Annotated in this window: 23 protein-coding genes and 3 tRNA genes; 23 read left to right on the forward strand and 3 right to left on the reverse strand. The window is 49.5% G+C overall.

Annotated features, from left to right (window positions below; all coding sequences use genetic code 11):
• Positions 1-1,094 precede the first annotated feature (1,094 nt).
• The 5 genes from pyrB (at position 1,095) to HMPREF2871_RS12080 (ending at position 4,631) form a co-directional block, all read left to right on the forward strand.
• Positions 1,095-2,015 carry an aspartate carbamoyltransferase gene (gene pyrB / locus HMPREF2871_RS04030; protein ID WP_039862268.1) on the forward strand — a complete coding sequence of 307 codons (921 nt, stop codon included), beginning with the start codon at positions 1,095-1,097 and terminating at the stop codon, positions 2,013-2,015.
• 10 nt (positions 2,016-2,025) lie between these two features.
• On the forward strand, positions 2,026-2,484 hold the full coding sequence (gene pyrI / locus HMPREF2871_RS04035; RefSeq protein ID WP_004520167.1) for an aspartate carbamoyltransferase regulatory subunit: 459 nt from the start codon (positions 2,026-2,028) through the stop codon (positions 2,482-2,484).
• Positions 2,485-2,677: 193 nt separating this feature from the next.
• On the forward strand, positions 2,678-3,343 hold the full coding sequence (locus tag HMPREF2871_RS04040) for a COG1361 family protein (protein ID WP_049336352.1): 666 nt from the start codon (positions 2,678-2,680) through the stop codon (positions 3,341-3,343).
• Positions 3,344-3,618: 275 nt separating this feature from the next.
• The gene (locus HMPREF2871_RS04045; RefSeq protein ID WP_049336349.1) at positions 3,619-4,482 is read left to right on the forward strand and encodes a GNAT family N-acetyltransferase; all 864 of its coding nucleotides are present in this window, start codon (positions 3,619-3,621) and stop codon (positions 4,480-4,482) included.
• A 23-nt stretch (positions 4,483-4,505) separates the two neighbouring features.
• Positions 4,506-4,631, forward strand: a complete 126-nt coding sequence (locus tag HMPREF2871_RS12080) for a hypothetical protein (RefSeq protein ID WP_256388874.1) — start codon at positions 4,506-4,508, stop codon at positions 4,629-4,631.
• 65 nt (positions 4,632-4,696) lie between these two features.
• On the opposite strand, the gene HMPREF2871_RS04050 is transcribed toward HMPREF2871_RS12080, so the two are convergent.
• Positions 4,697-5,200, reverse strand: a complete 504-nt coding sequence (locus tag HMPREF2871_RS04050; protein ID WP_049336347.1) for a hypothetical protein — start codon at positions 5,198-5,200, stop codon at positions 4,697-4,699.
• 213 nt (positions 5,201-5,413) lie between these two features.
• On the opposite strand from HMPREF2871_RS04050, the gene pyk reads away from it, so the two are divergent.
• From pyk to HMPREF2871_RS11940, 3 genes are all read left to right on the forward strand, one after another.
• Positions 5,414-6,886, forward strand: a complete 1,473-nt coding sequence (pyk, locus tag HMPREF2871_RS04055; RefSeq protein WP_049337966.1) for a pyruvate kinase — start codon at positions 5,414-5,416, stop codon at positions 6,884-6,886.
• Positions 6,887-7,061: 175 nt separating this feature from the next.
• Positions 7,062-8,477: an OmpP1/FadL family transporter gene (locus tag HMPREF2871_RS04060; RefSeq protein ID WP_004520172.1), complete on the forward strand. Its 1,416-nt coding sequence runs from the start codon at positions 7,062-7,064 to the stop codon at positions 8,475-8,477.
• Positions 8,478-8,546: 69 nt separating this feature from the next.
• Positions 8,547-8,735 carry a hypothetical protein gene (locus tag HMPREF2871_RS11940; protein ID WP_004520173.1) on the forward strand — a complete coding sequence of 63 codons (189 nt, stop codon included), beginning with the start codon at positions 8,547-8,549 and terminating at the stop codon, positions 8,733-8,735.
• A gap of 53 nt (positions 8,736-8,788) precedes the next feature.
• Here the strand turns inward: HMPREF2871_RS11940 and HMPREF2871_RS04070 are convergent, their stop codons facing one another.
• Entirely contained in the window at positions 8,789-10,054 is a 1,266-nt protein-coding gene (locus tag HMPREF2871_RS04070) for a LysM peptidoglycan-binding domain-containing protein (protein ID WP_049336996.1), read from the reverse strand.
• 234 nt (positions 10,055-10,288) lie between these two features.
• Here HMPREF2871_RS04070 and def point away from each other — a divergent pair, with 234 nt between their 5' ends.
• The 10 genes from def to topA all read left to right on the forward strand — a co-directional run bounded on the left by def (position 10,289) and on the right by topA (position 21,948).
• A complete protein-coding gene (gene def / locus HMPREF2871_RS04075) occupies positions 10,289-10,792 on the forward strand; it encodes a peptide deformylase (RefSeq protein ID WP_003686244.1) in 504 nt (167 codons plus the stop codon).
• 135 nt (positions 10,793-10,927) lie between these two features.
• The gene (gene fmt / locus HMPREF2871_RS04080; RefSeq protein ID WP_049343701.1) at positions 10,928-11,854 is read left to right on the forward strand and encodes a methionyl-tRNA formyltransferase; all 927 of its coding nucleotides are present in this window, start codon (positions 10,928-10,930) and stop codon (positions 11,852-11,854) included.
• A 33-nt stretch (positions 11,855-11,887) separates the two neighbouring features.
• The gene (locus HMPREF2871_RS04085; protein ID WP_049343697.1) at positions 11,888-12,406 is read left to right on the forward strand and encodes an O-acetyl-ADP-ribose deacetylase; all 519 of its coding nucleotides are present in this window, start codon (positions 11,888-11,890) and stop codon (positions 12,404-12,406) included.
• 46 nt (positions 12,407-12,452) lie between these two features.
• On the forward strand, positions 12,453-13,712 hold the full coding sequence (gene rsmB / locus HMPREF2871_RS04090) for a 16S rRNA (cytosine(967)-C(5))-methyltransferase RsmB (RefSeq protein ID WP_049343694.1): 1,260 nt from the start codon (positions 12,453-12,455) through the stop codon (positions 13,710-13,712).
• Entirely contained in the window at positions 13,678-14,271 is a 594-nt protein-coding gene (locus tag HMPREF2871_RS04095; protein ID WP_004520180.1) for a DUF4390 domain-containing protein, read from the forward strand. The genes rsmB and HMPREF2871_RS04095 overlap by 35 nt, the downstream gene beginning before the upstream one ends.
• Positions 14,272-14,274: 3 nt before the next feature.
• Positions 14,275-16,401, forward strand: coding sequence for a sensor histidine kinase (locus tag HMPREF2871_RS04100; protein WP_004520181.1), 2,127 nt, complete (start codon positions 14,275-14,277; stop codon positions 16,399-16,401).
• Entirely contained in the window at positions 16,388-17,662 is a 1,275-nt protein-coding gene (locus tag HMPREF2871_RS04105) for a sigma-54-dependent transcriptional regulator (protein ID WP_004520182.1), read from the forward strand. Before HMPREF2871_RS04100 ends, HMPREF2871_RS04105 begins: the two co-directional genes overlap by 14 nt.
• A 235-nt stretch (positions 17,663-17,897) precedes the next feature.
• Positions 17,898-19,088, forward strand: coding sequence for a DNA-processing protein DprA (gene dprA / locus HMPREF2871_RS04110; RefSeq protein ID WP_004520183.1), 1,191 nt, complete (start codon positions 17,898-17,900; stop codon positions 19,086-19,088).
• Positions 19,089-19,112: 24 nt separating this feature from the next.
• A complete protein-coding gene (locus HMPREF2871_RS04115) occupies positions 19,113-19,568 on the forward strand; it encodes a Smg family protein (protein WP_004520184.1) in 456 nt (151 codons plus the stop codon).
• Positions 19,569-19,641: 73 nt separating this feature from the next.
• Complete coding sequence (topA, locus tag HMPREF2871_RS04120; RefSeq protein ID WP_004520185.1) at positions 19,642-21,948, forward strand: type I DNA topoisomerase; 2,307 nt, start codon at positions 19,642-19,644, stop codon at positions 21,946-21,948.
• Between the two features lie 113 nt (positions 21,949-22,061).
• Here the strand turns inward: topA and HMPREF2871_RS11360 are convergent, their stop codons facing one another.
• A complete protein-coding gene (locus HMPREF2871_RS11360) occupies positions 22,062-22,412 on the reverse strand; it encodes a hypothetical protein (RefSeq protein WP_079453718.1) in 351 nt (116 codons plus the stop codon).
• A gap of 366 nt (positions 22,413-22,778) precedes the next feature.
• Between HMPREF2871_RS11360 and rsmD the strand changes: the two genes are divergently transcribed.
• From rsmD to HMPREF2871_RS04145, 5 genes are all read left to right on the forward strand, one after another.
• On the forward strand, positions 22,779-23,351 hold the full coding sequence (gene rsmD / locus HMPREF2871_RS04125; RefSeq protein WP_004520186.1) for a 16S rRNA (guanine(966)-N(2))-methyltransferase RsmD: 573 nt from the start codon (positions 22,779-22,781) through the stop codon (positions 23,349-23,351).
• A gap of 122 nt (positions 23,352-23,473) precedes the next feature.
• Positions 23,474-23,725 carry a YfhL family 4Fe-4S dicluster ferredoxin gene (locus tag HMPREF2871_RS04130; protein ID WP_003679513.1) on the forward strand — a complete coding sequence of 84 codons (252 nt, stop codon included), beginning with the start codon at positions 23,474-23,476 and terminating at the stop codon, positions 23,723-23,725.
• Between the two features lie 97 nt (positions 23,726-23,822).
• Positions 23,823-23,906 (forward strand) — tRNA-Tyr (locus HMPREF2871_RS04135).
• A 31-nt stretch (positions 23,907-23,937) separates the two neighbouring features.
• Positions 23,938-24,011 (forward strand) — tRNA-Gly (locus HMPREF2871_RS04140).
• Between the two features lie 9 nt (positions 24,012-24,020).
• Positions 24,021-24,095 (forward strand) — tRNA-Thr (locus HMPREF2871_RS04145).
• Positions 24,096-24,176 lie beyond the last annotated feature (81 nt).

Consider the following 24,176-nt stretch of genomic DNA (forward strand, 5'->3'; position numbering starts at 1 on the left):
TGAGGAGATATTTAGGGGCAATGATGCGGAGTGTAAGCCTTTTACGGGGTGACAATAGGGTGGAAAGGAGATAAGAAAGTAAAAAGGACGTGCACAGGCACGTCTTTGGGGGAGGCTGATCTCAACCTCGAGTACTGCATTATTGTCTTAACCCGTTTTATTATTTTGACGAACTGAATATTTCAAATCCAGTACCTTATGCTGACACTGCAACCAGCCGGCGGAAGGTAATGCCCTGGTCAGAACTATTAGGAATTAACTGTAAATTGAGCGGGAAAGTTTAAAAGTAGAGAAAGCGGTAGTTTAAGTTATTGATGCAACATTATTCAGACGGCCCGAGCGGTCATGGGTAAGGATAATAAAAGATAAAGGCTGTAGACAAATTACACCAAGCAAAGATAGCATTGTCTGCAGGGTAAAAGGCTGGTTGATACAGCAAACATATATCTGTATCTATTTTGAAAGGCTATATTGAGAAACTGCACATCACTCCTTCAATATCGACGAGATAAGGTATGGCAGAAGGTTCGATCAAAGGCTACGGCAGCAAAACAGATGGCACCTAGAAAAACATCAGCTACAGACCTGCATTATCGCAAAGCCCTTTGCAACAACTCATCGACGGAAACGCAAATCAAACACAACCGAATATTTGTCGAAAAACCCGTTATGTGGTTGAACAAAGCTTTGTTACGTTTCACTGTAAATCAGGGTGTGAACCTAATTTGCTTTAGGCAACATGGGTGTGCAACGCTATTCGAAAGCGATATGTTTGAATCGTTGAAGTGGTTAACAGCTTACTTGCGCTTGTTTGCTCCTACAAGATGCGAGCATTGGGAAGATAAAAGGGAGCTGTCAAGTCCCTGTGTTTGATTTTTGGCTGTTGGGGATGAAGGATTTTTTGCAAAGGTCTCAGACCGTCTGAAAACTTGATAGAAGCAGTCGTCTGTTAAATATGCGATAATGCGGGAGATTTCATGGGTGTGGTAGAAACATGGTTGTGATTGTCCGACGGGGATGATGTCGGGCAACGATGGAATCGGTTTGCTTGAAACGCCCGCCTGTTGCGGGCTTTTTTATGGGAAGGAATGGTCATGCCTAATCCGCTTTATCGGCAACATATTATTTCAATTTCAGATTTGACGACGGAGCAGCTCGAATTGCTGCTTCAGACGGCCTTGAAGTTGAAAAAGCAACCTCGCGAAGATTTGCTTGAAGGTAAATTGATTGGTTCGTGCTTTTTTGAACCCTCTACCCGTACGCGTTTGTCTTTTGAAACGGCGGTACAGCGTTTGGGTGGGAAAGTTATCGGTTTTTCCGATGGCGCGAATACCAGCGCGAAAAAGGGTGAAACGCTTGCAGATACTGCGAGGATTATTTCCAGTTATACGGATGCGATTATTCAGCGACACCCGAAAGACGGTGCGGCCCGTGTGGCGGCCGAGTTTTCGAGCGTGCCCGTGATTAATGCCGGCGATGGTACCAACCAACATCCAAGCCAGACGCTTTTGGATCTGGTAACGATTTATGAAACACAAGGTAGTTTGAGCAATTTGAAGATTGCGATGGCCGGTGATTTGAAATATGGCCGTACGGTACACTCATTATGTCAAGCATTGAAGCGTTGGGGTTGTGAGTTTGCATTTGTTTCTCCTCCCAGCTTGGCGATGCCGGACTATATCACTGAAGAGCTGGAGGAGGCCAGTTGCCCTTATCAAGTCCTGTCCAGCTTGGAAGAAGCGGTCGAATGGGCGGATATTTTGTACATGACCCGCGTTCAGCGCGAACGTTTTGATGAGCAGGAATTTGCCAAAATTCAGGGTAAATTCAATCTTGATGCGCCGATGTTGGCAAACGCCAAACCCAATTTGCGCGTCTTGCATCCTTTACCGAGGGTAGATGAAATTCATCCGAATGTGGATAAAACACCTCATGCCTATTATTTTGAACAGGCAACCAATGGAGTGTATGCACGGATGGCGATTTTGTCTTTGGTATTGAACGAAGAAGTTTAAGGAGCGAAAGATGGAAAACTCAAAACTCAGCGTTGAAGCAATCGAACAAGGTACGGTGATTGACCATATTCCTGCTGGTAAAGGCTTGGCCATTTTAAGACAGTTTAAGCTGCTGCATTATGGCAGCGCGGTTACGGTTGGTTTTAATTTGCCCAGTAAAACGCAGGGAAGCAAAGACATTATCAAAATCAGCGGTGTGTGGTTGGATGCCAATGCGGCCAACCGTTTAGCTTTATTTGCCCCTGAAGCAGTGGTCAACAAAATCGATCGGTTTAAGGTGGTTGAGAAACAGCATTTGTCATTGCCGGACGAGATTTCGGAAGTGTTCCGTTGCCCGAATACTAATTGTGCCAGTCATGGCGAGCCGGTCATCAGTCGCTTTTATGTCCGTTCACATAATGGTCAGACGCGTTTGAAATGCCATTATTGCGAAAAAACCTTCTCGCGTGATTCGGTTGCCGAAGCCTGATAAAAATCTCAGGCCGTCTGAAAATACGGCTATACGGTTTGAGTTGTCTGCTTGATACATTAGTTTCATAAAAAGCAAGATATTAAGCAAATTGCGTTAAAATTACGTTAAAATAATGCCTTCCGGGTTGATGACATTATTCGCCCGAAAGGCATTATTTTTTAATAACATGATACGAAATGTAGGAAAACTCATGCACTCATCCATACAAAGCCGGTTTGCCCCAATTTTATACGTCTTGATTTTCTTTGCCGGATTTTTAGCCGCACAAGTTTGGTTTAATCAGCAAGCCTATTTGACCAATCTTCCCCTTTTGGTTACAGCCATTTCTGCCGTTGCATTTGTTTGGTTGATTTGGGCCGTCGTATCTGCGCGATCCAAAGCTAAAAGCAAGATGTTGCACCGTGAGCAGCTGATTCAAAAAGAGAGCATTCATCCTGTTTTGCATGCGACGTTGCAACGTTCTGATGGACAAACGGATTTATTGGTTTTGGTTGTCCGCAATAGCGGTAAGGGCTTGGCGAAGAATGTGCGTTTTGAGGCTGAGGCTTTGCCGGATCACTTGCCGAGCAAGCTGGTTGCCGATGCAGTTATGCGCTTGGAGATGTTTTCCGGCGGCGTGGATATGCTGGCATCGGGAGAATTGTATGGCGGCGTGTTTGCAAGCATGTTGGCGCTGGCTGCCGAATTGCCGGACCAAACATTCGGCGGAGTATTGAAACTGAAAGCCACTTATGAAAATGCCTTTGGCGATCAATGCACTTCAGAAAGCGTTTTGGATTTGAGCATATTGAATTTCAATTTGTCAGAAATTAAATCCAATGGCGAGCAAAAGCCCCGCAAGAAATTGTTGTATTGATATTCAAAATATGCAGGCCGTCTGAAACCGAAATACTTGTTTTCAGACGGCCTGTTGTTATTTTTCAAATGATTTTTGAAGAAAAAGAGGCGTATCGGGTATAATAATCAAAGAATTCGAAACGGATTGTCAGGCTCGGCAAGCCGTCTCATCATTGTCGTATTTCAAAACCTTACTGATATTTTTTCAATAATCTGTTGCTATGTATCGGAACTTTTTCTGATGTTGGCACTGGCGAAATATTCCTTCAGCCATTTACTCTCAGGAAGCTGCTTATGTTAGTGTGTAATCCTTATGAAGTTGTGATCCATGGTACGACCAGCAAAGGCAAGATTTTCCGACCAAGCGACTGGGCGGAGCGCCTGTGCGGTATTTTGTCCTCCTTTACTAAAGACAACCGCCTTTCCTATTCGAATTGGGTGCGCCCGATTTTGGTGGACAATGTCCGTTGTGTAGCGGTCGATAAAAAGTTGGAAGAAGACAATCCGCAAATGTTCCGTTTCTTGATGGACTTTGCAGCGGATAATGATTTGCGCGTGATTGACTGCAAAGCCTTGCTCAAAGAGCAAGAGAGCAAACAGCAGGGCGAAGTGCCGGTCGAGCGCGTTTTGTTGGCGCAGGCGATTGAAGAAAAACATGCAGCCGAGCGTGCGGAAGCGGCCAATGCTCAGCCTGAGCCTCAAGCTGCCGCGCCTGTGGTTGGCGTATTGCGTGAAATTCCGCCGGAAGAAACCGCAACCGCTTTTGCGGCATTGAGCATTTTGCGTTCTTCTTTGACCGATATTCACCGTTTCGTCGAACAAATCAACGAGCATCAGCGCAAAACCGGTTACCGCCTGTTGGGTATTTTTGAAGAAGGTAAACAAAATGCCGTGGCCGTATGCGGTTTCCATACTGCACATAACTTGGCCAGTGGTTACCATATCCATATTGATGATCTCGTAACCATGCCGCAATGCCGCCAAAAAGGCTATGCTTCACGCTTGTTGGAAGAAGTACGCAAAATCGGTGCGGAAACCGGCGCGACCAAAATCCATCTGAATGTCCATGTTAACCATGACCGTGCAGGTGCGCATCGTCTCTACTTCAAAAACGGATTTGAAATTTGCGCTTACCATTTCCGTTGCGATCCGAAATAATTTTTGTGGAAAGAGAGAAATCAATGTTGAAGATTTTGACCGCGGCTGTTTTGACACTGAGCTTGGCGGCCTGCGCATCAGGCAGCGGAGGCAGCTCGCAAATGTATGGTGAGATTAAGGCCAGTGTAGAAACCAGCCATCAACGTTGAGATATACAATGACAAGGCCGTCTGAAATAGGTTTTCCTGTTTCAGACGGCCTTTTTGCAACTTGATTAGAGTGTCGTGGAGGTGTCGTCAGCGGCAACAGTCCGATGCAGGCGATACCAATTGTACAGGCGCAGGATGCACAAGAAAGCGATGATGGGCATGCAGGCTGCGGTAACCAGATAACGCGGGTTGCTGAAGTTTAAAACGTTGTGCCCGGAAAGCAGCGACAAAGCGGCATGCAACCATTCCCACAAAGACGAAATGCTGAATGCCAAAACAGCCAACAGGCCGAGGGTTCGGAAAATACCGATGGGCAGGATTTGTTGGCGTAATACGGCGCGGTTGAGTTGGAACAAAACAATCAAACCGAAGCCGATGATACAGACCATGCCGCCGTTGGCGACGATTTGTAGGCTGTTGAAGGCAATGTCGGGCGTAACGGAAATTGTACCGGACTGGTTGGCGGCGGTTTGTTGCAAATTTAAGCCTTGCATGACATTAAGTACGAAACCGTAGATCAGGTCGGCCAAAACGATACCGATGGGTAGCGGAGTCAAAAAACGTTTCATGGATCAGTTGGGTATTCTATTAGTATGAGGGAGGCCGTCTGAAAATTAAAAATGACGACGTGAGAGTGTATTGTATCCGATAGAAAAGTAGGTTAATGCAAAAATAAATTTAGTTTAAGTCAGAAAATGATGTAATTTTACGCCAACATTATTGCATTAAGAGTACAATCTTCTTCATTATCAAACGTGAAATCAACAGGAAAGGACGTTTACATGAGCCAATTGCAACGTGATTTAACCCGTATCAGCCACAATACCAAAATTGTTGCCACACTGGGTCCGGGCAGCAACAATGTACAATTGTTGGAAGACATGATCCGTGTCGGCGGCCTTAATGTCGTCCGTTTCAATTTCAGCCACGGTACGCCGGAGTTTCATGAAGAAAATGCCCGTATCGTACGCGAAGCCGCGAAACGTGCGGGTCAGGAAATCGCCATTCTTGCCGACTTGCAAGGGCCTAAAATCCGTGTCGGTAAAATTGCCGGCGGCAGCATCGAGCTGAATAAAGATGAAACTTTGATTTTGGATGCCGCACTTGAAGGCGAAGGTACACGCGAAGCGGTGGGTTTGGACTACCGTGATTTGCCGAATGACGTCGCTGCCGGCGATGTTTTGTGGCTGGACGACGGCCTGTTGACTTTGACCGTTGAGGCGGTTGAAGGAAGTAAGATTATTACAAGGGTAGAAAACAGCCATGTGCTGAAAAGTAACAAAGGTATCAATAAACGCGGCGGTGGCCTGTCTGCCGGTGCGTTGACCGAAAAAGACTTCCGCGACCTGAAAACGGCGATTGCCATTGGTTGCGACTACTTGGCCATCAGCTTTGTGAAATCTGCCGAAGATTTGCACATCGCACGCGCCAAAGTCGAAGAAGAAATGAAAGGCAGTACAGCCGTACGTCCCGGTTTGGTTTCCAAAATCGAGCGCGTAGAAGCCATTGAAAATCTGGACGAAATCATCCTTGCCAGCGACGGTATTATGGTTGCCCGCGGCGACTTGGCAGTGGAAGTCGGCCATGCCGCCGTACCTGCCCTACAAAAACGCATGATCCGCCGCGCCCGTGAGTTGCGCCGCTTCAGCATTACCGCAACTCAAATGATGGAATCCATGATTACCAACCCTGTACCAACCCGCGCGGAAGTCAGCGACGTGGCCAACGCGGTATTGGACGGTACCGATGCGGTGATGTGTTCCGCCGAAACCGCCGTCGGTGCGTATCCGTTTGAAACCGTCAGCCAAATGGCGATTATTTGTGCGGCTGCGGAAAAAGAACAAGATTCGCTCAACGGCGTTGCCGAACAGGTCGAGTATCCCGAAGCCGTCAGCACCAACTTGGCGATTGCTGGCGGTGCGGTCAGCGTGGCGCGAGCAGTTCACGCCAAAGCCATCGTTGCCCTGACTGAAAGCGGTTCGACCGCCTTCGAAGTCAGCCGCCACAACATCACCCTGCCGATTTTTGCCCTGACGCCGAGTGTTTCAGCGCAACGCCGCATGGCGATGTACCGCGGCGTGCGTCCGTTGATTTTGGCAACCAGTACCGATCACGATACCGCGCTGAACGAAGTGGAAGCCATGCTGGTAGAACACAAAATCCTCCAAAGCGGCGACCAATACATCATCACCAGCGGTTCGCAAATGCGCGAATCCGGTTCGACCAATACGCTGGAAGTGTTGCAGGTTAAATAATTGCAGTGATCCGATAATTGGAAAAGCAGGCTGTTTTAGCCTGCTTTTTTGTGTAAAAAAAGAAAAGATTAGGCAAAAATAATGATGTAGTATAGAATTGAGTGCCTATACTAAATCAATAAAGGACGTTTCAGACGGCCTTTTTCTTTGTACGCCACTTTCACGGTAAACCAAAATGATTCATTTCAACCTGAAAAAAACAGCGTTTATTTTAAGCGCAGCACTGTTATCTACCGCCGTCCAAGCCTCCGGCTACCATTTCGGCACACAATCCGTTAACGCACAAGGCACGGCCAACGCCGCCGCCGCCGAAGCCGCCGATGCCTCAACTATTTTCTACAACCCGGCCGGTTTGAGCAAAATCGACAGCAGCCAAATTTCCGTCAACGCCAATATCGTTTTCCCAAGCATTCATTATGAGGCAGAATCTGCGAAACACTTCCGCACGGGTGCCGATGTCAGCGGCTCGACCAGCGGCAAAATTACCGAAACCACCGTTGCTCCGCACGTTTATAGCGCGTACAAAGCCAGCGACGATGTGACTTTGGGTTTGGGCGTGTACGTTCCTTTCGGTTCGGCAACCGAATACGAAAAAGATTCCGTCTTGCGCCACAACATCAACAAACTGGGTTTGACCACCATAGCCATCGAGCCGGTAGTTGCGTGGAAACTGAATGAGCAGCACGCCGTCGGTGCCGGTTTGATTGCCCAATATTCCAAAGCCGAATTGCGCAAATACTCCGACTGGGATGCTTCCGGCGCCATCAGCCAGTTGGCCAGCGGCTTGGCTTCCCGTCAAGCAGGCCGTCCCGTTGCTGTCGATGCGACCGGCAAAGCTGACGGTCATGCCGATGTAAAAGGTCACGATTGGGGCTTTGGTTACCAACTGGCGTGGATGTGGGACATCAACGAGCGCGCACGCGTGGGTGTGAACTATCGTTCCAAAGTATCGCATACGCTGAAAGGCACTGCCGATTGGGAAGCGGACGGCGCATATGCAAAACGCGCATGGGATTTGGGTGCAATGGCTGCACGCGGTTATGTGCCGAACGAAAAAGCCAGCGTAAAAATCGTAACGCCTGAGTCTTTGTCTGTTCATGGTATGTACCGCGCCACCGACAAAACCAACCTGTTCGGCGATGTGACTTGGACGCGCCATAGCCGCTTCAACAAAGCGGAGCTGGTGTTTGAAAACACCAAAAAAGTTGTCAACGGCCAATCTGACCGTACCGTTATCACGCCTAACTGGCGCAACACTTATAAAGTTGCATTCGGCGGCTCTTACCAAGTTACCGAACCATTGCAACTGCGTGCCGGTATCGCTTTCGATAAATCGCCGGTTAAAAGCGCTGAAGACCGTATGAACAGCCTGCCTGACGGCAACCGTATTTGGTTCTCCGTCGGTGCCAAATATCAACTGGGTAAAAACCATGTTATCGATGCGGCGTACAGCCATATCCACATCAATGACACGGTTTACCGCACCGGCAAAGCCAGCGGCAACGACGTGGACAGCCGCGGTGCATCCTCTGCCCGCTTCAAAAATAAAGCGGACATCTTGGGCTTGCAATACACTTACAAATTCAAATAATCGGATTTGAGTTGTGGATAAAAAGGCCGTCTGAAGATTTCAGACGGCCTTTTTGATTGGCAGGAACAGATGGAGCAATCCACAGGCAATAAATGGTGTGTTGGGCTTTACATATTTCTGATTGGAATGGCAGAACGGAAAAACGATAGAAAAAAGAATAGCCGATTACCGGCTGGAAAAATAAGATGTTGTTTGCGCTTTAAACAACGTGTTACAGATTTCTTTATTCTGATGGGCAGCAATCAAAAGGCCGTCTGAAAAACAGGTTTTCAGACGGCCTTATTTGCCAGATGGCTGCTAAGAAAGCTCAATCAGCTGCGGACTTCCAGTTCGATTTCTCTTTCTTGTTCGTCTTCAGCCGGCTTGTCCATGGTTTTTTCATCAGCCATATTGTCCAAGTCGCGGCCGGGTTCGGAAGCGGTATCACCGATGGAAACGCTGTTCAGGCTTTCCAAAATAATGGCTGAGGCCAGATGGTCGGATGTGCGGTACACCATTGCCAAACCGATTTCTTCCGCCGGAATGGAAACCAACTCAACCGTATCTTTGTCTTTCGGCTTACGAATCAGGTTGTTGGATAGATTGACACGGACTTGGCGGCCGCGTTTGTAGAGGCTGACCACAGTGCCTTTGTCCAAGCCGTCGAGTTCGCCTTTATCCAAAGTAATGGTTTGGAACTGACCGGCTTCGCCCACGCCGTCGAAGATGGAAACGACTTTGGCCTGAATCGGACGGGCAGGGGCGTGAGGCATCACATTGAAGCTGTCGAGGCCTTCGGGCAGTTTCAGCAGATAGTCGTCTTTGCGGATTTCGGAAACGGCTTCTTCGATAACCAAAGGTTGCGCGGACTGGGTGCGCAGCTTCATGACTTTGTTGACTTGGGTGTAATACTCGTTGCTTTTGAGTTTTTCGTCAGAAGCGCGGGTACGGTTTTCCAAGGCGGAGTCGGTGTAAGGCAGCGTGTTGGCGATGCCGCTGAACACGACTTCTTGGCCGAGGAATTTACCGGTTTCCGGATCGGTGATGTTTTTATTGACGCGGTAGGTCAGGTAGCGGCCGGGTTCGGTCAGGCCGTATGCGTACACGCGGTTGCCTTGGGTGTAGAGGACGCGGTTGTCGGGACCTGCAATCAGGCGCGGCGCGTTGGCGGTTTCTTCCGGAGCGATAATCTGCGGATGTTTCATAAACATGCGGTAGAGGTTGACGTTGACGGTCGGAATGCCGTAGCCGGAAGTTTCGCGTACGCGCGGATGCAGTTTGATCACGGGAATGCCGTCTGAACGGGTTTGGGCGTGTTCAAAACCCAGTCGAGGCTGGCCGTTGACGTAGCGTAAAACCAACACCTGACCCGGATAGATCAGGTGCGGATTGCGGATGGCGTTGCGGTTGGCGCCCCAAAGGCGGTTCCATTGCCACGGGCTGTACAGATATTTGCCGGAAATGCCCCACAAGGTATCGCCGTTTTTAACGACGTAGCGTTGCGGCGCATTGGGGCGGATTTTTAAAGAAGCTGCCTGAGTGTGGGCAGAAATAGCCATGCCTGCCATGCAAAGCAGGGTTATAATACGTTGTTGCATAACCGTTCCCCTTGAAATCGGTTTGGTTTGTCTTCAGATGATAAACAGAGAAGGCCGGAGTTTGCGAAACTGCCGCCCATTCATCAATACGATAACGAACGGCTTCCGTCGCGCTATCTTAACATTTTTCGGCGTTATTTTAGCATTGAATGTTGCTGTCATGACAGGAGATTGTGGCGGCGGAAACCGAATCTGTATGAAAATCACACATCAGCTTTATAAAACGAGAATATTATGGCTTTACTGAACATCCTCCAATACCCCGACGAGCGTTTGCACACGGTCGCCAAACCTGTTGAAAAAATCGACGAGCGCATCCAGACATTGGTTGCCGATATGTTTGAAACCATGTACGAAGCACGCGGTATCGGCTTGGCGGCCACTCAGGTCGACGTACACGAGCGCATCGTCGTGATGGATTTGACCGAAGACCGCAGCGAGCCGCGCGTGTTCATCAATCCCGTCATTGTCGAAAAAGACGGCGAGACGACTTATGAAGAAGGCTGCCTGTCCGTGCCGGGCATTTACGATACCGTAACCCGTGCCGAGCGCGTCAAAGTTGAAGCCTTGAACGAAAAAGGCGAGAAATTCACGCTGGAAGCAGACGGCCTGCTGGCAATCTGCGTGCAGCACGAATTGGATCACCTGATGGGCATCGTGTTTGTCGAACACCTGTCGCAGCTGAAACAAGGCCGCATCAAAACCAAACTGAAAAAACGTCAGAAACACGCCATCTGACCTACGCATCGCTTAAAGGCCGTCTGAAAAGACAAAACAGAAGGCAGACTTCGGTTTTCAATCTTTCAGACGGCCTTTTCAGCTGAAACAGTTTGCCCAACGCGCCCATTCAAACCATTTCCACAAGGACACAACATGAAAGTCATCTTTGCCGGTACGCCCGATTTTGCCGCCGCCGCCTTGAAAGCCATCGCCGCCGCAGGTTTTGAAATTCCGCTGGTGTTGACCCAGCCCGACCGCCCCAAAGGCCGCGGCATGCAGTTGACCGCATCGCCGGTCAAACAGGCTGCCTTGGAATTGGGTTTGACTGTGGCGCAGCCGGAAAAGTTGCGTAATAACGCCGAAGCCCTGCAAATGCTCAAAGATACGGGCGCAGATGTGATGGTAGTGGCCGCGTATGGCTTGATTTTGCCGCAGGATGTGTTGGATACGCCCAAACACGGCTGCCTCAATATCCACGCTTCGTTGTTGCCCCGTTGGCGCGGCGCGGCACCGATTCAACGTGCGATTGAAGCCGGCGACGCCGAAACCGGCGTGTGCATTATGCAGATGGACATCGGCTTGGACACCGGCGATGTGGTCAGCGAACGCCGCTACGCCATCCAGCCTACGGATACCGCCAACGAAGTGCATGATGCGCTGATGGGTTTGGGTGCCGAAGCGATTGTTGCCGACTTACAGCGACTACAGGCGGAAGGCCGTCTGAACGCGCTCAAACAGCCTGAAGAAGGCGTTACCTACGCCCAAAAATTAAGCAAAGAAGAGGCGCGTATCGATTGGAACGAAAGCGCGGACATTATCGAGCGCAAAATCCGCGCCTTTAACCCCGTCCCTGCCGCGTGGGTCGAGTATCAAGGCAAACCGATGAAAATCTGGCGTGCAGAAGTCGTGGCCAAACAGGGTAAGGCAGGCGAGGTGTTGTCCTGCACTTCAGACGGCCTGCTGGTGGCGTGCGGTGAAAACGCGCTGAATATTACCGAATTGCAGCCTTCCGGCAGCAAACGCATGAGCATACAGGCATTTGCGGCAGGCCGGACGATTGAAGTCGGAACGGTTTTGTAACAGGCTGGAAACCAACGTAGAGGAAAGAAAACAATGGCTGTTTTTGAAGTGGTCGAGGGCGATATTACCCGATTGGCAGTTGATGCGATCGTCAATGCCGCCAATTCATCGCTGTTGGGCGGTGGCGGCGTAGACGGTGCAATACACCGTGCCGCGGGCAAAGAGCTGCTGGACGAGTGCCGCACTTTGGGCGGTTGCCGCACGGGCGAAGCCAAAATAACCAAAGGCTACCGTTTGCCTGCGCGTTTTGTCATCCACACGGTCGGGCCGGTATGGTTTGGCGGACAACAAAATGAAGAGGCCAAATTGGCACAATCCTACGCCAATTCCTTGCTGCTTGCTCAGAAACACAATCTCCACAGCATCGCTTTTCCGTGCATCAGCACCGGTGTGTACCGTTTCCCGGCCGAAGCCGCCGCGCGTATCGCTTTGGAGAGTTTGAAACAAGCCCTTCCGCACTGTCCGGCAGTGGAAAAAATCATCTTTTGCTGTTTTTCCAAAGCAGATGTCGAATATTATCGGGCATTGCTGGCAGCCGAACAGGCCGTCTGAAATCCGCCGAACACTTGAAATCAAATATAAATCAGAAAGCAAAAATATGAGTATGTCCCTCGCCCAAAAACTGGCCGCTGACAGCGTTGCCGCGGTTGCCGAAGGGCGCAATCTTCAGGATGTTTTGGCGGAAATCCGTGCGGCGCATCCGCAGCTGACGGCGCAGGAAAACGGCGCGTTGCAGGATATTGCTTACGGATGCCAACGTTATTTGGGCAGTTTGAAGCACATGCTTGGTCAAATGCTGAAGAAGCCGATTGACAATCCGCAGCTTGAAAGCCTGCTTTTGGCGGCGATGTACCAACTGCATTACACGCGCAATGCGCCTCATGCTGTGGTCAATGAAGCGGTGGAAAGCATTGCCAAAATCGGCCGCGGCCAGTTCCGCTCGTTTGCCAATGCGATTTTGCGCCGCTTTTTGCGTGAACGCGACAAGCTCGCGGCTTCCTGCAAAAAAGACGATGTGGCGAAACACAATTTGCCGCTGTGGTGGGTGGCTTACTTGAAAAACCATTATCCGAAACATTGGCACAACATCACCACTGCGCTGCAATCGCATCCGCCGATGACTTTGCGTGTCAACCGCCGACACGGCAATGCCGAAAGTTATTTGGAAAAATTGGCTGCGGAAGGTATTGCGGCCAGGGCTTTGGACGAATACGCCGTGATGTTGGAAGAAGCCGTGCCGGTAAGCCGCCTGCCCGGTTTTTCAGACGGCCTGGTGTCGGTGCAGGATTTTGGTGCGCAACGTGCTGCCTATTTGTTGAACCCGAAAGACGGCGAACGCATTCTCGATGCCTGTGCGGCGCCGGGCGGCAAGACAGGCCATATCTTGGAACTGGCAGATTGTCATGTTACCGCTTTGGATATAGATGAAGGCCGTCTGAACAGGGTGAAGAGCAATCTTGACCGTTTAGGCTTTCAAAAGGCCTCTTTGACTTGTGCCGATGCGCAGGACTTGGCGGCATGGTATGATGGAAAGACCTTTGACGCTGTCTTGGCCGATGTGCCGTGTACCGCTTCGGGCGTGGCGCGGCGCAATCCTGACGTCAAATGGCTGCGCCGGCCGACCGATGCCGTCAAAACCGCACGCCAACAGGAAGCATTATTAGACGCGCTGTGGCAGACCCTGACGAAAAACGGCAGGATGTTGCTGGCTACCTGCTCGGTCTTTGTCGAAGAAAACGACGGTCAGTTGCAAAAATTCCTTAACCGCCATGCCGATGCCGAGTTGATCGAATCGCATGTGCTTTTACCGAACAAACATCAAGATGGCTTTTATTACGCGCTTATTAAAAAGCAGTAAAACGCTGATTGTACCGCTCTTGCTTGCCGTGTCGCTGAACGCGGCAGGCGAGGGCATCAGTGCGACCCGTGCCGAGGCAAAGCTGACCCATGCCGGACAGCTTTCCGTCAGCAGCCGTTTCCGCACTGACTTGCCCGACCAGCTTAAAGAAGCACTCAAACAGGGCGTCCCCCTGCATTTCAATTTAAGTTGGCAGCTGTCAGCGCCGTCTATGTCGTCTTATAAATTCAAGTTCGACCAGCTGCTCAACAACGACAGCACGATTCAATACAAATTGTCCTTCCATCCGCTGACCAACCGCTATCGCGTTACCGTCGGTACGTTTTCTACCGAGTACGATACGCTTGAGACTGCCTTGCGCGCAGTGGGCGCGGTCGCGAATTGGAAGGTTTTGTCCAAGGGTGCGCTGAGTGATGTGGCCGCCAAAGACACGAAGGCTGAAATCCGCCTGCTGCTGACAACCGCCAAGCTGCCCAAACCGTTCCAAATCAATGCCCTGACGTCTAAAAACTGGCATTTGGATTCCGGTTGGAAGTCCTTGTCGGTCGTGCAGGAGTAAACCATGCGCCGCTTTCTTCTGATTGCCGCCGTATTCGCCGTTGTTTTGTTGTACGGTCTGACTGTTGCAACGGGCAGCAGCAACGTATTGTCCGATTACTTCTGGTGGATTGTCGCCTTGTGCGGTTTGCTGTTGCTGGTGTTGGCGGCGGTGTTGGTGCGCTATGTCGTGCTTTTGATGCGCGACAACAGCAAAAGCGTGTTCGGTTCGCAGATTGCACGTCGGCTGTCGGGGATGTTTACTTTGGTTGCCGTATTGCCGGGCGTGTTTTTGTTCGGTATTTCCGCCCAGTTTATTAACGGTACGATTAATTCTTGGTTTGGCAACGATACCCATGAGGCTCTAGAGCGCAGCTTAAACTTGAGCAAATCCGCGCTGAACTTGGCGGTAGACAACGCTGTCAGCAACGCCACGCCGGTGCAGATCGACTTAATCAGCGCCGCTTCGCTGGACGGCAACTTAGGGCAAGCGCTGGCAAAATCCGCGCTTACTGCCGACTTTGCCCAGCTGGCGCTTTATAACGCGACTACCCATAAAGCCGAGAAAAGCATCAATCCCTTGAAACTAAATCAACCTGAGCTTAACAAAGAAGGATGGGAGCAACTGGAGCAGACCGGCTCGGTGCGCAGCTTGGAAAACATCGGCGGCGTGCTGTATGCTCAAGGCTGGATGCTGATCGGTCCGCATAAAAATCAGGATTATGCGTTGTTTTTTCGGCAGCCGATTCCGAAAGATGTTGCCCAAGACGCGACGCTGATTGAAGCAGCCCGAGCCAAATATGCCGAACTGAGTTATACCAAAAAAGGCCTGCAAACCTTTTTCCTGTCCACGCTGTTGGTCGCGACATTATTGGCCATCTTTTTGGCGCTGGTGATGGCTTTGTATTTTGCCCGCCGTTTTGTGGCACCGGTATTGTCGCTGGCAGAGGGTGCGCGGGCGGTGGCTCAGGGTGACTTCAGCCAGACTCGGCCGGTATTTCGCAATGACGAGTTCGGCCGTTTGACCCAGTTATTCAACCACATGACCGAGCAATTAGCGATTGCCAAAGAGGCAGACGAGCGCAACCGTTTGCGCGAAGAAGCAGCACGCCATTATTTGGAATGCGTGTTGGAAAGTTTGACTACAGGCGTGATTACTTTGGATGCCAATGGCCGTCTGAAAACCTTTAACAAGGCCGCCGAACAGATTTTGGGCGTTTCGCTGGTGTCTTTGTGGGGCAGTAACTGGCATCAATGGCACGGCAAATCGCCGCAGCAAACCCTGTTGGCCGATGTGTTTGCCGCCATTAATGAAACCGCCGATAGCAACAAACCCGTCCAAGTCGAATACGCCGCGCCCGATGATGCCCGAATCTTGTTGGGCAAAGCCACCATTTTGCCGGAAGACAATGATAACGGCGTGGTGATGGTGATTGATGACATTACCGTCTTGATGCGGGCGCAAAAAGAGGCCGCATGGGGCGAAGTGGCGAAACGTTTGGCGCACGAAATCCGTAATCCGCTTACGCCTATCCAGCTTTCCGCCGAGAGATTGGCATGGAAATTGCATGATAAACTAGATGAACAAGACGCCCAAATTCTCAGCCGTTCAACCGATACCATCGTCAAACAGGTGGCCGCGCTGAAAGAAATGGTCGAAGCGTTCCGCAACTATGCGCGTGCGCCGTCGCTGAATTTAGAAAAACAAGATTTAAACGGTTTGGTGTCGGAAGTATTGGTATTATATGAGGCCGGCGCGTGCAAGTTTAATGCACGGCTCAGCGCCGACGCCCTGCCGATTGTTGCCGATACGACGGCGATGCGCCAAGTGTTGCATAACCTATTTAAGAATGCTGCAGAAGCGGCAGAGTCGGACGAAGCGCCTCAAGTAAACGTCGAAACAGGGCGCGAAGGCGGACAGGTTTTCCTGACCGTCTGCAACAACGGCAAAAGTTTCAGCAAAGAAATGCTGCACAATGCTTTTGAGCCGTACGTTACCGACAAACCGACAGGAACGGGGCTGGGTTTGCCCGTTGTGAAAAAAATTATCGAGGAGCATGGCGGCCGTATCAGCCTGAGCAATCAGAACAGTGGCGGCGCGTGCGTCAAAATAGCTTTACCGGAAATGGCAGAAACTTATGCGAAGCAGTGATATTTTGATTGTAGATGATGAAGTAGGCATCCGCGACCTGCTCTCCGAAATCCTTCAAGATGAAGGCTATACCGTCACTTTGGCCGAAAATGCCGAAGAAGCGCGCCAATTGCGTTATCAAACGCGTCCGGCCATGGTATTGCTGGACATTTGGATGCCCGATTGCGACGGCATCACTTTGTTGAAAGAGTGGGCGAAAAACGGCCAACTCAATATGCCTGTGGTTATGATGAGCGGCCATGCCAGCATTGACACTGCGGTTGAAGCCACTAAAATCGGCGCGCTCGATTTTCTGGAAAAACCGATTGCCCTGCAAAAACTCTTGTCCGCAGTAGAACGCGCCTTGAAACATGGCGAAGTTCAGACGGCCTCCGGCATGACTTTGGACAAACTGGGCAACAGTTCCGTCATTCAAGAAATGAACGGCAGTATTGAAGCGGCCGCCAAACACAACCGCCCGCTGTTGTTGGCCGGTGAGGCTGGCTCGCCGTTTGAGATTGTCGCCCGCTATCTGCACAAAAGCGGTACGCCTTGGGTGGCAACCGACCGTGTCGAACACATTGTTGATACGCCGATGGAGCTGTTGCAAAAGGCATCAGGCGGTATTTTGTATGTCGGCGATATTGCCCGTTACAGCAAAAACATCCAAAACGGCATTGCTTTCTTGCTGGAAAAAGCCGACCGCTACAATGTCCGTGTGATTGCTTCATGCGGTTTTAAACGAGGTGAGGGCGCCGATGACGTCGTTGCCGGCCGATTAGCAGAGCTGTTGAAAGAGCGCATCAATGTTCCTTCTTTGCGCAGCCAGCCGGACGACATCGTCTTTTTAATCAACCGCATCATGACCGATTTGGCCGAAAGTCAAAAAATCCAGCCGGTAAAATTCAGCGACAGCGCATTGGTGGTTTTGCGCCAATACGATTGGCCGGGCAATTACGACCAGCTTGCCGAAACGGTGAAAAACATCATGTTGGAATCTGACGGCAAAGAAGTGGACGAGCAGGCCGTTGCCGTGGCTTTGGGTCAGAAGGAAAACGCGACGGCGACAGAAATCATCGGCGGCTTCAATTTCAATATGCCTTTGCGCGAATTGAGGGAAGAAGTCGAGCGCCGTTACTTTGAGTACCACATCGCCCAAGAAGGCCAAAATATGAGCCGCGTGGCGCAAAAGGTCGGTTTGGAGCGTACACACCTTTACCGCAAACTCAAACAACTCGGTATCAGCGTATCGCGCCGCAGCGCCGACAAATCCGAAGAATAAGCGCAATATCGGTTCAAACACAAAAGAGGCCGTCTGAAAGCCATCAGGTTTTTCAGACGGCATCGTCATTTGACGGTTTGCTTAGACAAGCAATACTTTATAAAAATAATGGTATGGCTAGGCATTGTTATTTTGCCTTTTAAGCCGACAGAAGTTTTATATCAATAAAATTTTCAGACGGCCTTGATTTACTTCAGGCCGTCTGAAAAAAACATTACGAAAAGGGAACAGATTGATGACGGAAAACGAGCGTTTTGCTTGGTTGCAACTGGCATTTACGCCCTATATCGGCGCAGAAAGTTTTTTGGTGCTGTTGCAGCAATTCGGTAGCGCACAAGCTGCCTTGAATGCGCCGGCAGACAAAATTGCCGCGTTGGTGCGCCATAAACAGGCAGCCGAGTCGTGGCGTAATGCGGACAAACGGGCTTTGGCGCAGCAGTCTGCTGAAGCCGCTTTACAATGGGAAATGCAGGACGGTTGCCGTTTGTTGCTGCTGCAAGATGATGATTTCCCCGAAATGCTGACACAAGGCATTACCGCGCCGCCGGTCTTGTTTTTACGCGGCAATGCAGAGCTGCTGCACACACCTTCTGCCGCGATGGTCGGCAGCCGCCATGCCACGCCGCAGGCAATGCGAATTGCCAAAGATTTCGGTAGGGCGTTGAGCGAAAAAGGCATTCCCGTCGTATCGGGTATGGCTTCGGGTATCGATACCGCCGCCCATCAGGGGGCATTGCAGGCAGATGGCGGCACCATCGCCGTCTGGGGAACCGGTATAGACCGCATTTATCCGCCGTCCAATAAAAACCTTGCTTATGAAATTGCCGAAAGGGGATTGATTGTCAGCGAGTTCCCTTTAGATACGCGTCCGTTTGCAGGCAACTTTCCGCGCCGCAACCGTTTGATTGCCGCATTATCGCAGCTGACATTGGTGGTCGAGGCGGCATTGGAATCTGGCTCATTGATTACCGCCAAGCTGGCGGCAGAGATGGGGCGCGAAGTGATGGCGGTGCCCGGGTCGATAGACAATCCGCATAGCAAAGGCTGCCACAAGCTGATTAAAGACGGGGCAAAACTGGTGGAATGTCTGGACGATATTCTCCATGAGTGTCCGCAGCTATTGCAAAATACGCCTGTTCCATCATATTCTATAAATAAGACGGTAAAACTGAAAAACGATCAAACCAAACATCTGCAACCAAAAACAATAGCGGATGAACCGCAAAGGCCGTCTGAAAACCTATCTGCCGCCCCATCAACAAGCGCTTTATTGGAAGCAATGGGTTACGACCCGATACATCCCGATATTTTGGCGCAACAAACCAATACGGCGGCGGCAGACGTGTACGCACAGCTTTTGGAATACGAACTTGACGGTATCGTTGCCGCCTTGCCGGGCGGCCGTTATCAGCGTGTCAAAGCATGAATTATCTATATTTAAGGAACCAGCATGACCGAAGTCATTGCCTATTTAATCGAACACTTCCAAGATTTCGACAATTGTCCGCCTCCGGAGGATTTGGGTCGCCTCTTGGAAGATGCGGGTTTTGATGCTACGGAAATCGGCAATACATTAATGATGATGGAAGTCTTGTTCAATACGTCCGAATTCTATGCTGAGCCGTTTAACAGCGACTCCCTGCGCGTATTCTGCCGTGAAGAAGCTGACAACCTGCCGCAGGAAGTCATGGGCTTGATGCAGTATTTGGTTGCCGAACACGCAATTACTTATGAGCAACGCGAAATCGTCATTCATGCCCTGATGCACATTCCATCGGACGAAATCACCCTCGATACCGCCAAAGTGTTGGTATTGCTGGTGTTGTGGATGCACAAGAGCGAGTTACCCGTCCTGATAGGCGACGACTTGATGAGTGCGTTGACCGGACAAAACGTGATGCACTAAACCTTTTTTCAGACGGCCTCAATAATAAAGGCCGTCTGAAACATAAACCCAATACATCCAAAAGAGAACAACAATGGCGAAAAACCTATTAATCGTCGAATCCCCGTCCAAAGCCAAAACCCTGAAAAAATATCTGGGCGGTGATTTTGAAATCTTGGCGTCTTACGGTCATGTCCGCGATTTGGTTCCGAAAAGCGGAGCAGTCGATCCTGACAATGGCTTTGCCATGAAATACCAACTGATCAGCCGCAACAGCAAACACGTCGATGCCATCGTTGCCGGTGCCAAAGAAGCTGAAAACATCTACCTCGCAACTGACCCGGATAGGGAAGGCGAAGCCATTTCTTGGCATCTTTTGGAAATCCTTAAATCCAAACGCGGATTGAAAAACATCAAACCGCAGCGTGTCGTGTTCCACGAAATCACCAAAAACGCCGTGCTCGATGCGGTTGCCCATCCGCGCGAAATCGAAATGGATTTGGTCGATGCGCAACAAGCCCGTCGCGCTTTGGACTATTTGGTTGGTTTCAACCTTTCGCCATTGTTGTGGAAAAAAATCCGCCGCGGTTTGAGCGCAGGCCGTGTGCAAAGTCCCGCACTGCGTTTGATTTGCGAACGCGAAAACGAAATCCGCGCGTTTGAAGCGCAGGAATATTGGACGGTGCATCTCGACAGCCACAAAGGCCGCAGCAAGTTCACCGCCAAACTCGCCCAATACAACGGCGCGAAACTCGAACAATTCGACCTACCGAACGAAGCCGCGCAAGCCGACGTGTTGAAAGAACTCGAAGGCAAAGAGGCTGTCGTTACCGCCATCGAAAAGAAAAAGCGCAGCCGCAACCCAGCCGCGCCGTTCACCACATCCACCATGCAGCAGGATGCCGTGCGCAAACTCGGTTTCACTACCGACCGCACCATGCGTACCGCCCAGCAGCTTTACGAAGGTATAGACGTAGGGCAGGGCGCCATCGGTCTGATTACCTATATGCGTACCGACAGCGTGAATTTGGCCGATGAAGCGTTAACCGAAATCCGCTATTACATCGAAAACAAAATCGGCAAAGAATATCTGCCAAGTTCGGCCAAGCAGTACAAAACCAAGTCCAAAAATGCCCAAGAAGCCCACGAAGCGATCCGCCCGACTTCTGTGTACCGCACGCCTGAAAGCGTCAAACCCTTCCTGAGCGCAGACCAGTTCAAACTCTATCAAATGATTTGGCAGCGTACCGTTGCCTGTCAGATGACGCCCGCCAAATTCGACCAAACCACTGTCGATATTACCGTCGGCAAAGGCGTATTCCGCGTAACCGGACAAGTGCAGACTTTCGCAGGCTTTTTGAGCGTGTATGAAGAAAGCAGTGACGACGAAGAGAGCGAAGACAGCAAAAAACTGCCTGAAATGAGCGAAGGCGACAAACTGCCTGTGGACAAACTCTACGGCGAACAACACTTTACCACCCCGCCGCCGCGCTACAACGAAGCCACGCTGGTTAAAGCCCTCGAAGAATACGGCATCGGCCGCCCCTCGACCTACGCCAGCATCATCTCCACGCTCAAAGACCGTGAATACGTTACCCTTGAGCAAAAACGCTTTATGCCCACCGACACAGGCGACATCGTCAACAAATTCCTGACCGAACACTTCGCCCAATATGTCGATTACCACTTCACCGCCAAACTCGAAGACCAGCTTGACGAAATTGCCAACGGCAAACGCCAATGGATTCCCGTGATGGATAAATTCTGGAAACCATTTATCAAGCAAGTAGAAGAAAAAGAGGGTATCGAACGCGCCAAATTTACCACGCAGGAACTCGACGAAACCTGCCCGAAATGCGGCGAACACAAACTGCAAATCAAATTTGGCAAAATGGGTCGTTTCGTTGCGTGTGCCGGTTATCCCGAGTGCAGCTACACCCGCAACGTTAACGAAACCGCCGAAGAAGCGGCCGAACGTATTGCCAAAGCGGAAGCAGAGCAAGCTGAACTCGACGGACGCGAATGCCCTAAATGCGGCGGTCGTCTAGTGTACAAATACAGCCGTACCGGCAGTAAATTCATTGGCTGCGCCAACTATCCGAAATGCAAACACGTTGAGCCGCTGGAAAAACCGAAAGACACCGGCGTCCAATGCCCGCAATGCAAAAAAGGCAACCTCGTCGAACGCAAATCCCGTTACGGCAAACTGTTTTACAGTTGCAGCACTTATCCTGACTGCAACTACGCCACTTGGAACCCGCCCATTGCAGAAACCTGCCCAAAATGCGCGTGGCCGGTTTTGACCATCAAAACCACCAAACGCTGGGGCGTGGAAAAAGTGTGCCCACAAAAAGAATGCGGATGGAAAGAACAGATTGAACCGCCGGCACCGAAAGAGTAATTGGTTAAAGCTTGGATAGAAAAAGGCCGTCTGAAAAATGATTTTCAGACGGCCTTTTTTTAAATATTTTCAATTAAGCTAGAGAAGAATATCCATAAAGTTAAGGAGATGGTTCAATAACATCCAAATTGGTTACAGGTTTTACTAAAATAATTGCCCTGAGAATTTCTTCCATTCATAAAAGTGGTATCTCCAATTCTTTGGGTGGTCATATCCCAAGAATTACCATTTGCTGCACGACCATTAGTATAAGTAGTGTTGCCAATATGCATACTTTCTTGAGACCAATTGCTTCCAGTTCGAGAATTATATCCATTTACATAGGTAGTATCGCCAATTGTTTGGATACTATAAGTATTCCCGCTATTGTCATTGCAAGTGTGAAATGAGTCGCTTCCATAGCAAGCTGCGAAAGAAGAAACTGGTGTTACAAGTAAAGTAAAAAGTAAGACGATATTTTTCATACAAAACCTCAATATTCATTATAGGTAATATGAAAATATAATATAAAAATATAATTTACTCAACTATATTTGATAATTTAACCATCCATATAAAAATCAAACTATTTTGAAGCAAGGAGGAAAAGTCGTTAGATATGTAAATTAAATAAAAAAGTGGGTGTTTGAAAAGTTAGAGATGTCTATAGACATATTAGAATTTAGCCTTTGAAACAATTAACTTCTTTTATTTAGAACAAACTAAGGCCGTCTGAAAAATGAGTTTCAGACGGCCTTGTTGTCTCTAAAAGCAGAGATCGAAATATGGTTTGATAGCAGTTTCACTATATAATTGAGGCCGTCTGAAAAATCGGTATCTTTTTAAGAATTATGGCAAACAACAAACATTCCAAACACAGCAATCAAGTACGTATCATTGGTGGACAATGTAGGGGACGAAAGTTAACATTTTTATCTGCAGATGGTCTGCGCCCGACGCCTGACAGCGTGCGTGAAAAACTGTTTAACTGGCTGGGTCAGGATTTAACTGGAAAAACAGTATTGGATTTATTCAGCGGCAGCGGTGCTTTGGGAATGGAGGCTGCTTCTCGTCATGCGGCAAAAGTGGTAATGGTCGATAACCACCGCCAAACTGTTCAAACACTTCAGAAAAATATCCGTGAATTAGGTTTGAAACAGGCGAAAATCGAATGTTCAGACGGCATGGCTTATCTGGCAAGGCTGTCTGAAAAATTTGATGTTGTGTTCCTTGATCCGCCGTTTGCATGGGAAGATTGGCAAAATCTGTTTATCCGATTGCAAAGCCACTTGAAAAATGGGGCAATGGTCTATATTGAAGCAGGGAAGCTGCCTGAAAAACCGGATTGGCTGGAAATTTATCGGGAAGGAAAGGCGGGAATGAGCAGGTTTGAATTGTTGCTCTATTCGCAAGTTGCTGAATAGTATAGAATTTGAGAATCATTCCCAAGGTGTAAAACATTCTTTCAAACGGATTGTTCCGACGTCATTTGTGCTATAATCCGCGCCCAATCGGTTTTGATAATTTAAGAAAAAAGGAAATAGAAATGTCGCTCTTTATTACAGATGAGTGCATTAACTGCGATGTGTGCGAGCCGGAATGCCCTAATGATGCCATTTCGCAAGGTGAAGAAATTTACGAAATCAATCCAAATTTGTGTACGCAATGTGTAGGCCATTACGATGAGCCTCAGTGCCAACAGGTATGTCCTGTCGACTGTATCTTGATTGATGAAGAGCATCCTGAAACGCACGAAGAGCTGATGGCTAAGTACGAAAAAATCATTCAGTTTAAATAAATAGTGTTTAAAAGCAAAAGCTTGGATGTTTTTGAAGAAATAAATAAAAAAAATCTTGACGGAAATCTAAGTTGCCAATAAACTAGCGTTCTCTTTTGGAGGGATTCCCGAGCGGTCAAAGGGGGCAGACTGTAAATCTGTTGCGTGAGCTTCGAAGGTTCGAATCCTTCTCCCTCCACCAAAAATTCTTACTTGGAGCAAATAGTGAGTATGCGGGTGTAGCTCAATGGTAGAGCAGAAGCCTTCCAAGCTTACGGTGAGGGTTCGATTCCCTTCACCCGCTCCAAACAATTTCGCCCATGTAGCTCAGGGGTAGAGCACTCCCTTGGTAAGGGAGAGGTCGGCAGTTCAAATCTGCCCATGGGCACCATCTCATTATTACCCTTTCTTTCAAAAGCTTAGATTATAGGATATTGCCATGGCTAAGGAAAAATTTGAACGTAGCAAACCG

Source organism: Neisseria sp. HMSC067G12 (genome assembly GCF_001812725.1).
In the GTDB taxonomy this organism is placed as follows: domain Bacteria; phylum Pseudomonadota; class Gammaproteobacteria; order Burkholderiales; family Neisseriaceae; genus Neisseria; species Neisseria perflava.